Source organism: Kitasatospora sp. NPDC058965 (assembly GCF_042741245.1).
Lineage (GTDB): Bacteria > Actinomycetota > Actinomycetes > Streptomycetales > Streptomycetaceae > Kitasatospora.
Genome location: NZ_JBHYKG010000302.1, coordinates 1 through 10,107 on the forward strand (window position 1 = coordinate 1; position 10,107 = coordinate 10,107).

11 protein-coding genes are annotated in these 10,107 nt (G+C 71.1%); 3 read left to right on the top strand and 8 right to left on the bottom strand.

The features are described from left to right. Positions 1-211: 211 nt before the first annotated feature. The 3 genes from ACFW1A_RS33180 to sodN all read right to left on the bottom strand — a co-directional run bounded on the left by ACFW1A_RS33180 (position 212) and on the right by sodN (position 1,828). Entirely contained in the window at positions 212-643 is a 432-nt protein-coding gene (locus ACFW1A_RS33180; RefSeq protein ID WP_380415591.1) for an anti-sigma regulatory factor, read from the bottom strand. A 218-nt stretch (positions 644-861) separates the two neighbouring features. Beyond that, positions 862-1,338 carry a GNAT family N-acetyltransferase gene (locus ACFW1A_RS33185; protein WP_380415593.1) on the bottom strand — a complete coding sequence of 159 codons (477 nt, stop codon included), beginning with the start codon at positions 1,336-1,338 and terminating at the stop codon, positions 862-864. 94 nt (positions 1,339-1,432) lie between these two features. Beyond that, positions 1,433-1,828 carry a superoxide dismutase, Ni gene (gene sodN, locus ACFW1A_RS33190; RefSeq protein ID WP_110672977.1) on the bottom strand — a complete coding sequence of 132 codons (396 nt, stop codon included), beginning with the start codon at positions 1,826-1,828 and terminating at the stop codon, positions 1,433-1,435. A 181-nt stretch (positions 1,829-2,009) separates the two neighbouring features. On the opposite strand from sodN, the gene sodX reads away from it, so the two are divergent. Then, positions 2,010-2,489, top strand: a complete 480-nt coding sequence (gene sodX, locus ACFW1A_RS33195; RefSeq protein WP_380415597.1) for a nickel-type superoxide dismutase maturation protease — start codon at positions 2,010-2,012, stop codon at positions 2,487-2,489. Here sodX and ACFW1A_RS33200 read toward each other — a convergent pair. The 5 genes from ACFW1A_RS33200 to ACFW1A_RS33220 all read right to left on the bottom strand — a co-directional run bounded on the left by ACFW1A_RS33200 (position 2,473) and on the right by ACFW1A_RS33220 (position 7,123). After that, entirely contained in the window at positions 2,473-3,072 is a 600-nt protein-coding gene (locus ACFW1A_RS33200) for a CGNR zinc finger domain-containing protein (RefSeq protein ID WP_380415599.1), read from the bottom strand. The two genes, sodX and ACFW1A_RS33200, sit on opposite strands and share 17 nt — an antisense overlap. Positions 3,073-3,152: 80 nt before the next feature. Continuing rightward, positions 3,153-3,905, bottom strand: coding sequence for an amino acid ABC transporter ATP-binding protein (locus ACFW1A_RS33205; protein ID WP_380415612.1), 753 nt, complete (start codon positions 3,903-3,905; stop codon positions 3,153-3,155). A gap of 59 nt (positions 3,906-3,964) precedes the next feature. Beyond that, positions 3,965-4,942: an amino acid ABC transporter permease gene (locus tag ACFW1A_RS33210; RefSeq protein WP_380415602.1), complete on the bottom strand. Its 978-nt coding sequence runs from the start codon at positions 4,940-4,942 to the stop codon at positions 3,965-3,967. A gap of 58 nt (positions 4,943-5,000) precedes the next feature. After that, a complete protein-coding gene (locus ACFW1A_RS33215; RefSeq protein WP_380415604.1) occupies positions 5,001-5,930 on the bottom strand; it encodes an ABC transporter substrate-binding protein in 930 nt (309 codons plus the stop codon). A 293-nt stretch (positions 5,931-6,223) separates the two neighbouring features. Beyond that, a complete protein-coding gene (locus tag ACFW1A_RS33220) occupies positions 6,224-7,123 on the bottom strand; it encodes an ABC transporter substrate-binding protein (protein WP_380415606.1) in 900 nt (299 codons plus the stop codon). 665 nt (positions 7,124-7,788) lie between these two features. On the opposite strand from ACFW1A_RS33220, the gene ACFW1A_RS33225 reads away from it, so the two are divergent. Further along, on the top strand, positions 7,789-8,985 hold the full coding sequence (locus ACFW1A_RS33225; RefSeq protein WP_380415608.1) for an NADP-dependent malic enzyme: 1,197 nt from the start codon (positions 7,789-7,791) through the stop codon (positions 8,983-8,985). 118 nt (positions 8,986-9,103) lie between these two features. Next, on the top strand, positions 9,104-10,066 hold the full coding sequence (locus ACFW1A_RS33230; RefSeq protein ID WP_380415610.1) for a zinc-binding dehydrogenase: 963 nt from the start codon (positions 9,104-9,106) through the stop codon (positions 10,064-10,066). Positions 10,067-10,107 lie beyond the last annotated feature (41 nt).

A 10,107-nucleotide genomic window follows, 5' to 3' on the forward strand; every position in this document is an offset into this window, starting at 1 on the left:
GGGGGGGGGGGGGGGCCGCCCCCCCGCCCCCCCGACCGGCCGCCGGCGGGTGCCCGACGGCAGAGTTGCGATCCAGATCACTCACGGCGATCCCCCGTTCCGTTCCGGGAGCACCCGGCCGCTGCGCGGGCCGGGCCATCACATTGGTTGTACCGCGACCGGGGGTCCGAACGGGAACGTCCCCGGTCGCGGCCCGGCCGGTCTTGCCCGGCTACGGCTGGAACGGGGTCCCGCCGCGCTTCTTGTGCAGGCTGATGCTGACCGTGCGGTCCTCGGCCACCGAGGACTCCACCTCGCCGGCCAGCGCGGAGAGCACCGTCCAGGCGAAGGTGTCGCGCTCCGGGGCGCGGCCGTCGGTGGTGGGCGCGGCCACGGTCACCCGCAGCGCGTCGCCGACCAGGCGGAACTCGCAGGACAGCACCGACCCCGGCACCGCCTGTTGGAGCAGGATCGCGCACGCCTCGTCCACCGCGATGCGCAGGTCCTCGATCTCGTCCAGGGTGAAGTCCAACCGGGCCGCGAGGCCGGCCGTGGCCGTCCGCAGCACCGAGAGGTACGCCCCCTGGGCGGGCAGCCGGACCTCCACGAAGTCCTGGGCCGCCTTGGACGCCGGGTCCGCGGGATCGCCGTCGATCTGGGACACCCTCACCTCCTGGGTGACGCGCTGTGCTTGAGACCCCGAGGCCGTGGCACGTTCTGTTGCTTGGCTCAACTGCTTCGCCCCAACTGTCTTGAGGGGTGGTGCGGTACGTTCCGATTCCTACCCAGTCGGGCGGCATCGGACGCGGGCCGTCCGCCGAGACGTTACCGCGATCGACGGGCGGATGTCGCGACTTGCAGCGGGATTGCCGCTTCAGCGGGTCAGGAGGTGCCCAGCTCGCGCAGTGCGTCGCCGGTGAGCCGGTGCACCGTCCACTCGTCCATCGGCCGGGCGCCGAGCGACTTGTAGAAGCCGATCGCGGGCTCGTTCCAGTCCAGCACGCTCCACTCGAAGCGCTGGTAGCCGCGCTCCACCGCGGTCCTGGCCAGCTCGGTGAGCAGTGCCTTGCCGTAGCCCCCGCCGCGCTTGGCGGGCCGGACGTAGAGGTCCTCCAGGTAGATCCCGTGGGTCCCGGTCCAGGTGGAGAAGTTGCGGAACCAGAGCGCGAAGCCGACCGTCTCGCCGGTGGCGTCCTCGGCGGCGATCAGCGCGTGCACCGCCGGGTGCTCGCCGAACAGCGCCCGGTGCAGTTGCTCCGGGGTCGCCGTGGCCTCGGACAGCGCCTGCTCGTACTCCGCCAGTTCGCGGATCAGCTCGATGATGGTGGGGACGTCCTCGGGGACGGCGTGCCTGATCATGCTCCCGAGGGTACTGGGAGTGAACGCAGTGACGCCCTTCACTCCGCAGAGTGAAGGGCGTCAACACGGGCCGTCAACGGCCCGGCGGCAGGGCTCAGGCCTGCTTGGTCTCCCAGAAGATCTTGTCGATCTGGGCGATCAGGTCGAGCAGGGCCTGGCCGGTGGCCGGGTCGGTCGACGCCTTGGTGGCCGAGGCGGCCTTCAGGGCGTCGTTGAACAGCTGGTGCAGCTGCGGGTACTTCTCGAAGTGCGGGGCCTTGAAGTAGTCGCTCCACAGCACCGACAGGTGGTGCTTGACGGCCTCGGCGCGCTGCTCCTTGATGATGATGGCGCGGGCGCGGAAGTGGGCGTCCTCGTTGGCCTGGTACTTCTCCTGAGTGGCCTTCACCGACTCGGCCTCGATGCGCGCCTGGGCCGGGTCGTAGACACCGCAGGGCAGGTCGCAGTGGGCGTGAGCGGTGACCCGCGGCGCAAACAGACGAGAGAACATGGGAGTCCTTCCTTAGATCGTCTTCCCGCGCCGAGACTACCCCGCCGGATCCCGGTTCTCTCGGCCGGGACGGCGGCCTAGGGCAAAAGGTGGAGTCGGAACCGGTCGATATCGGGCAGGCGTTGTCGATGCGGGATGCTGGACCCGACCGGGGTCGGCCAGGCGAGCGAGGAGGGCACCAATGGCGGCGAAGCGGCTGCGGGAGGCCGGGGCGACGGAGGAGGAACCGGTCCTGGGCGCGGGCGGCGGGCTGCTGCCGTTCGGCCTGGTGGACGTGGACGGGCCCTCGATGGTCCCCACCCTCTACCACGGCGACCGGGTGGTGGTCCGCTACGGCGCCCGGGTCCGCCCGGGCGCCGTGCTGCTGGTGCGTCACCCGATGCGCCAGGACCTGCTGGTGGTCAAGCGGGCGGCCGAACTGCGGCCCAAGGGCTGGTGGCTGCTGTCGGACAACCAGTTCCTGGGCAACGACAGCCGGGACTTCGGCGCGGTGCCGGCGGAGCTGGTGCTGGGCCGGGTGCTGGCCCGGGTGCGGCCGAGCCTGTCCTGGCTGGCCCCGGCCGACTGGCTGGAGCGGCTGCTGTGCCGCTGGCCGCTGGGCCGGGTGCCCGGGCTGGCGGCCAGGTTCGGCGTGTCCCGCCGGCTCAGCCCGTCGCGGTAGCGGCGGCCTCGCGCGCGGCCGCCTCCTGCTTCTTGCGGGCCCGGTAGGCGGCCACGTTGGCCCGGGTCGCGCAGCGGTCCGAGCAGTACCGCCGGGACCGGTTGGTGGAGGTGTCCAGGTAGGCGTTGCGGCACGGTGCGGCCTGGCAGATGCCCAGCCGGTCCGCGCCCAGCTCGGTCAGGTGGATGGCCAGGCCCATGCAGGCCACCGCGGTGTAGTTGGCGGTGGCGGAGGGCGCGTTGTCGGCCAGGTGCAGGTGCCAGCGCGGGCGGCCGCTCTCGTCCAGGTAGTCGTGCCCGGAGACCTGCGGGCTCACCGGGTACTCGGACATCAGTCCGTTCAACCGGTCCACCGCGCGCACCTCGTCGCCGGCCGCGGCGGCCTCGAAGACCGCGCGCAGCCGGGCCCGGACGGCGCGCAGCCGCCCGACGTCGGCCGGCTCGGCCAACCGGGCGGTGGGCGAGTCGGAGTGGCCGAAGAGCGCGCGCACCGCCTCCACGCCGGTCAGCGCGTCGGTGCCGCGCTCCGGCTCCTCGCTGTTCACCAGCCGGACGGCGTAATCGGCGTACGAGGCGAGCTCCACGGGTCCCCTCCGAGGGAGCAGTAACGGGTGATTCGCCTCTAGCCTATTACGCCGTCCGGTCCGGAGCACTCGTCCGCGGACTACAGCACCTTCGAGAGGAAGAGCTTGGTCCGCTCGTGCTGCGGGTTGGCCAGCACGTCGCGCGGATGGCCGGACTCGACCACCACGCCGCCGTCCATGAAGACCAGCGCGTCGCCCACCTCGCGGGCGAAGCCCATCTCGTGGGTGACGACGATCATCGTCATGCCCTCCTCGGCGAGGCCGCGCATGACGTCCAGCACCTCGCCGACCAGCTCCGGGTCGAGCGCCGAGGTGGGCTCGTCGAAGAGCATCAGCTTGGGCTCCATGGCCAGTGCCCGGGCGATCGCCACCCGCTGCTGCTGGCCGCCGGAGAGCTGGGAGGGGTAGCTGCCGGCCTTGTCGGCCAGCCCCACCCGGTCCAGCAGGGCCCGGGCCCGGTCCCGCGCGGCGGCCTTGGACTCGCCCTTGACCTGGACCGGCGCCTCGGTGATGTTCTCCAGCGCGGTCATGTGCGGGAACAGGTTGAAGTGCTGGAAGACCATGCCGATGTCGCGCCGCTTCTCGGCGACCTCGCGGTCCTTGAGCTCGTAGAGCCGGTCGCCCTTCTGCCGGTAGCCGACCAGGTCGCCGTCCACCCACAGGCGGCCGGCGTTGATCTTCTCCAGGTGGTTGATGCAGCGCAGGAAGGTCGACTTGCCGGAGCCGGACGGCCCGACCAGCACGAAGACCTGGCCGGGCAGGACCTCCAGGTCGATGCCCTTGAGCACCTGCACCGCCCCGAAGGACTTGTGCACCGCCTCGGCCCGGACCATCGGCGCGCCGGCGCCGGACCCGGCGCTCGGCTGCGGCGGGGTGTCACTGATCGGGGTGCTCACAGGTGGCCGCCCCCTTCCAGGCCGGGGACCACGTCGGACTCGCCTTCGGTGTGCTCGGGACGCCGGCCCAGCAGGCCGCGCAGCCGCTGCAGCGGGGTGGGCGGCAGCACCCGGTTGGCGCCGCGCGCGTAGTGCCGCTCGATGTAGTACTGGACGACCGTCAGGATCGAGGTCATCAGCAGGTACCAGATGCTGACCACGATCAGCAGCGGGATGGTCTGGAAGGTGCGCGAGTAGATGTTCTGCCCCGCGCGCAGCAGCTCCTCCAGCGAGATCGCCGAGACCAGCGAGGTGGTCTTCAGCATCGAGATGGTCTCGTTGCCGGTCGGCGGGATGATCACCCGCATCGCCTGCGGCAGGATGATCCGCCGCATGGTGGCGGACTGGCTCATGCCCAGCGCGTGCGCCGCCTCGGTCTGGCCGACCGGGACGGACTGGATGCCGCCGCGGACGATCTCCGCCATGTACGCCGCCTCGTTCAGGCCCAGGCCCAGCAGCGCGGCGACGAAGAGCGGGATCAGCTTGTTGGTGTCCTGGGACCAGAAGGCCCCGCCGTCGGAGAGGCCGAGGTAGCCGCCGAACGGCACGCCGATCGAGAGCTTCACCCAGAGCGCGCCGAGGAAGTTCCAGAACAGCAGCTGGACCAGCACGGGGGTGCCGCGGAAGACCCAGATGTAGAACCAGGCGGTGGTGGAGAGCACCGGGTTGGGTGACAGCCGCATGATCGCCAGCAGGGTGCCGCCGGCCACGCCGATCAGCATCGCCAGCGCGGTCAGCTCCAGGGTGACCAGCAGGCCGTGCAGGATCGAGGAGTCCGTCAGGTAGGTCCTGATGACGTCCCATTGGATCGCGGGGTTGGTCACGATGGCGTGGATCAGCATCGCCGCGAGCACCGCGACGACCACTGCTCCGGCCCAGCGTCCGGGGTGGCGGACCGGGACGGCCTTGATGGCCTCGGGCCGTCCCTTGTTCACCGCTCCCTGATCGGTTGAGTTCACGATGTGCCTTCAGAAGTCGGGGGTCCGGGGAGGGTCAGCTGGCGGCGCCGTTGATCACGGAGCTGTCGATCGCGCCGGCCTGGACACCCCACTTCGTGAGGATGGCCTTGTAGGTGCCGTTGCTCATCAGGGCCTGGACCGCGCCCTGGACCGCCTTGGACAGGTCGGTGCCCTTGGGCAGCACGACGCCGTACGGGGCGGTGTCGGTGACCGAGCCGATGGTCTGCAGCTGGCCGCCGGTCTGCTGGACCGCGTAGTCCACCACCGGGGAGTCGGCGAGCATCGCGTCGTCGCGACCGGAGACCAGCGCGGTGGTCACGTCGGTCTGCAGGTCGAACTTGTCGCCGTCGTTCGGGATGGTGGGCTTGCCCGCCTTGGTGCAGGCCGGGTTGATGGTGTTCTTGATCTCGTCGGCCTGGGTGGTGCCGGTCTGCACCGCGACCTTCTTGCCGCACAGGTCGGTGGCGTTGACGTTCTGCGGGTTGCCCTTCTTGACCGCGGTCCCGGTGCCGGCGGAGAAGTAGGTCACCATGTCGACCGTCTGCTCGCGCTCCTTCGTGTCGGTGAAGGAGCTCAGGCTCATGTTGTACTTCTTCGCCGCGATGCCCGGGATGATCGAGTCGAAGGTGGCGTTCTGCACGTCGGCGGTCAGGCCGAGCGTCTGGGCGATCGCCTTGGCCATGTCGACGTCCATGCCGACGATGGCGTTGTTCGCGTCCTTGAACTCGTTGGGCGCGTACGAGGCGTCGGTGGCGACCACCAGCTTGCCGCCGGACTTCACGTCGGCCGGCACCAGCGCGGCGAGCGAGGCCACCGCGGTCGGGGTCGGCACCGCCGACGAGCCGGCCGAGCTGCCGGCGGTGCTGCTGCTCTTGCTGCTGCCGCAACCGGTGATCACCAGTGAACCGGCGACCAGGACCGCACCGAGGGCGGCCAGACGGGACGTACGGGTACGGGTGCTCATGGGGGGAGCCTCCTGGTGAGAGGTGAGGCGGATCGAGCCCGCTGTTTTCGGGTGAATGGGTGGCCCACCCTCCGCCGAGGTGGTGCTGGAGATCCTGCCATCACCGAACTGTTGAGCGGAGCACCATTCAGATCAAAAATGGATAACGGGGGCAGCGGCTCCTTGTCCTGACATCCGCATATCCGGTCCTGCGTGTTTCTGACAGCCTCTCACCGGGAACCGGGACCCGCCCGGCGGTGCGTCCGGGCGGGTCCGGTCAGCGGCTGCCGGAATCGGCGGCCGCGCGGCGGCGGTCAGAAACCGCCGTTGATTTCCGAGGCCGGCACCGCGCCGTCCCGGGCGTTCCACTTGGTGAGGATCCGGTCGTAGCCGCCGTTGCGGATCAACTGGTCCAGCGCCTTGGCCAGCACGTCGCGCAGGGCGCCGTCGGACTTGTTCACGGTGATGCCGTACGGGCTGGTCTGCAGCATCGCGCCGGTCACCTGGAACCGGTTGCCGCCGTGGTCCGGGCTGGTGTTCCAGGCGGCCACCGGGTAGTCGTTCAGGTCGGCCACCGCCTTGCCGGAGGCCACCTCGCCCAGTGCCTGGTCGTCGGTGTCGAACAGGTCCACGGTCAGCGTCTTGCCGGACTTGCGGCAGACGTCCGTCTGGCGGGCGGCGATCTCGGCCTGGATGGTGCCGCGCTGCATCGCCACGGTGTGGTCGCACAACTGGTCGAGGTTGGTGATCGACAGCGGGTTGCCGGCCTTCACCAGGATCGCGGTGCCGGTCAGGAAGTAGTCGACGAAGTCGACCCCGGGGTCGACCCGCCGGCCGGAGTCGTCGGTGCCGTTCTGCCGCTGCTCGGTGTCGATCACGGCGGACAGGGCCAGGTCCAGCCGGTGCTGCTGGACGTTCGGGATCAGCTGGTCGAACGGCTGGTCCACGAACTGCACGCGCAGGCCGAGGTAGTCGCCCAGGGCCTGGGCCAGGTCGATGTCCAGGCCGGCCGGGGTGCCGTCGGCGGCCTTGAAGTCGACCGGGGCGTAGTTGAGGTTGGTGCCGACCTTCAGCACGCCGCCGGCCCGCAGCGGGGCCGGGAGCTTGGCGCGCAGCGCCGCGCCGGGGTCGACGGTGGACGTGGTGCCGCTGCCGCAGCCGGTCAGGAACAGGGAGGTGGCGCCGAGCGCGGGCAGCAGGGTGCGGTTGAACATGCCAGGGAGCTTCCTGAGGGAGGGAAGGGTGAGGTCCGCCACGGGACCGGCTGCCTGGGGTGGTGCAGCGAGACCTCGGGTCTGCCCTGGCCTGCCGCGGGCTGAGGGGTGCGCGGCTGGTGTCCGACGAGGTCCGGTGAAAGGTGCGGGAGTGCGGATCATGTCATCCCCGGCCACCCGCCGCACGGCCGGGTGTGCAAGAATCCGGCATCGGGTGATCCCCGATACCGAACGAAGACCGCCGGTTCCCGACAGAACCGGGGTGCCCGGGAACGGAAGTCATTGGACACCGACTCCGTATTCCGCGGCACCACCTCCCCTCCGTGTCTTATCGTTCACTCCTTCGGGTGTGCATGCCGTGTGCCTGTGGACACCGCCGGAGCTGGGGTTCTTCCGAAACCCAAGCGCCGCCTGGTGGAGTCGACGGGTGAACAGTGCGTGACAGGAATCCAAGGCACCGGTGCGATGCCTTCTTCCCGGCCTAGGCTCAGCCCGTTGCACAGGCGAATACACCCAAAAACCCTCAATCGAGGGCGGTTCCGACGAGCCGCCCGGCCACCCGGCGACCGGGACCGCAGACGGCGGCCCGGGTTTTTCAGCATTCGCCGGGGCAGGCCGAAGACCCGTCGGTGCCGGCCCTCGCTGATCATGACGAAGAGGTCATCGTGGCAGCGGAGATCATTCACCCTCGTACTCAGGACACCGAGGACCCGGTCGACGCCGTGTTCGCGCTTCACCGCGGCGGCAAGATGGAGGTCCGGGCAACGGTTCCGGTGCGCGACGCGGACGACCTGTCCCTCGCCTACACCCCCGGGGTCGCCCGGGTCTGCACCGCCATCGCCGAGCAGCCGGACCTGGTGCACGACTACACCTGGAAGGCCAACACGGTCGCCGTGGTCACCGACGGCACCGCGGTGCTGGGCCTGGGCGACATCGGCCCGCAGGCCTCGCTCCCGGTGATGGAGGGCAAGGCGATCCTGTTCAAGCAGTTCGGCGGCGTGGACGCGGTGCCCATCGCGCTGGACTGCACCGACGTGGACGAGATCGTGGAGACGGTGGTCCGGCTGGCCCCGTCCTTCGGCGGCGTCAACCTGGAGGACATCTCCGCGCCGCGCTGCTTCGAGATCGAGCGCCGCCTGCAGGAGGCGCTGGACATCCCGATCTTCCACGACGACCAGCACGGCACCGCGATCGTGACCACGGCCGCGCTGTGGAACGCCGCCAAGGTGACCGGCCGCGAGGTCGGCTCGCTGCGCGCGGTCATCTCCGGCGCCGGTGCGGCCGGCATCGCGATCGCCAAGATGCTGGTCGCGGCCGGCATCGGCGACGTGGCGGTGTGCGACCGCAAGGGCGTGGTCCACCAGGGCCGCACGGACCTGACCGACGTCAAGGCCGAGATCGCCGCACTGACCAACCGCACCGGCGTGACCGGCTCGCTGGTCGAGGCGCTCAAGGGTGCGGACGTGTTCATCGGCGTCTCCGGCGGCACCGTGCCGGAGGAGGCGGTGGCGACCATGGCCGAGGGCTGCTTCATCTTCGCCATGGCCAACCCGAACCCGGAGATCCACCCCGAGGTGGCGCACAAGTACGCCGCCGTGGTGGCCACCGGCCGCTCGGACTTCGCCAACCAGATCAACAACGTGCTGGCCTTCCCCGGCATCTTCGCCGGCGCGCTGCAGGTGCGGGCCGCCCGGATCACCGAGGGCATGAAGCTGGCCGCCGCCCAGGCGCTGGCCGCGGTGGTGGCCGACGAGCTGACCCCGCAGAAGGTGATCCCGTCGCCGTTCGACGCCCGGGTGGCGCCGGCGGTGAGCAAGGCGGTCGCCGAGGCGGCGCGGCGCGAGGGCGTCGCGCGGCGCTGACGGCGGCGCGCGCGCCGGTACGGCGCACCAGCGCGCCGGTTCGGGCCCGGGACACGCGGTGGAGGTCACACTCCCGCGTGGTTCCGGGCCCCGGCCTTTCTTGGCTAGTGTCCGATCCATGTTCGCCGCCTACGCCGCACGCATCGATGCTGACGATCCGTTGGCCGCCCTGGACCTGGGCGAGCTGCCCGAGCCCGAGGCCCGGCCCGGCTGGAGCGTGGTGACGGTCAAGGCCGCCACCCTCAACCACCACGACCTGTGGTCGCTGCGCGGGGTGGGCCTGCCCGCCGAGCGGCTGCCGATGATCCTGGGCTGCGACGCGGCCGGGATCGACGAGCACGGCCGCGAGGTGGTGATCCACTCGGTGATCGGGCAGAGCGGTCACGGCGTGGGGCCGGACGAGCCGCGCTCCATCCTGACCGAGCGGTACCAGGGCACCTTCGCCCAGCGGGTCGCGGTGCCGACCTGGAACCTGCTGCCCAAGCCGGCCGAGCTCTCCTTCGCGGAGGCGGCCTGCCTGCCCACGGCCTGGCTGACCGCCTACCGGATGCTCTTCACCAACGCCGGGGTGCGCCCGGGGGACACCGTGCTGGTGCAGGGCGCCGGCGGCGGGGTGGCCACCGCGCTGATCGTGCTCGGCAAGGCGGCCGGGCTGCGGGTCTGGGTCACCGGCCGGGACGAGGCCAAGCGGGCCCGTGCGGTGGAGCTCGGCGCGGACGCCGCCTTCGAGAGCGGGGCCCGGCTGCCGGAGCGGGTGGACGCGGTGATGGAGACGGTCGGCGCCGCCACCTGGTCGCACTCGGTGAAGTCGCTGCGGCCGGGCGGGACCGTGGTGATCTCGGGCGCCACCTCCGGGCCGAACCCGAAGGCGGCCGAGCTCAACCGGATCTTCTTCCTGGAGCTCAAGGTGGTCGGCTCGACCATGGGCAGCAAGGAGGAGCTGGCCGGCCTGCTCGCCCTGTGCGCCAACTCCGGCGTCCGCCCGGTGATCGACTCCAGCTACCCGCTCACCGAGGCCCGCGACGCCTTCGCCCGGCTGGCCAAGGGCGACGTCTTCGGCAAGCTGGTCCTGGAACCCTGAGCACGGCGCAGGGGTGCCGCCCGACCGGGAGGTCGGGCGGC

Bases quoted from the DNA above. Each gene is read 5' to 3' on its own strand.
- ACFW1A_RS33185 (WP_380415593.1), bottom strand. From the start codon at position 1,338: ATGATCAGGCACGCCGTCCCCGAGGACGTCCCCACCATCATCGAGCTG.
- sodN (WP_110672977.1), bottom strand. From the start codon at position 1,828: ATGTTCTCTCGTCTGTTTGCGCCGCGGGTCACCGCTCACGCCCACTGC.
- sodX (WP_380415597.1), top strand. From the start codon at position 2,010: ATGGCGGCGAAGCGGCTGCGGGAGGCCGGGGCGACGGAGGAGGAACCG.
- ACFW1A_RS33205 (WP_380415612.1), bottom strand. From the start codon at position 3,905: ATGGTCCGGGCCGAGGCGGTGCACAAGTCCTTCGGGGCGGTGCAGGTG.
- ACFW1A_RS33215 (WP_380415604.1), bottom strand. From the start codon at position 5,930: ATGAGCACCCGTACCCGTACGTCCCGTCTGGCCGCCCTCGGTGCGGTC.
- ACFW1A_RS33220 (WP_380415606.1), bottom strand. From the start codon at position 7,123: ATGTTCAACCGCACCCTGCTGCCCGCGCTCGGCGCCACCTCCCTGTTC.
- ACFW1A_RS33230 (WP_380415610.1), top strand. From the start codon at position 9,104: ATGTTCGCCGCCTACGCCGCACGCATCGATGCTGACGATCCGTTGGCC.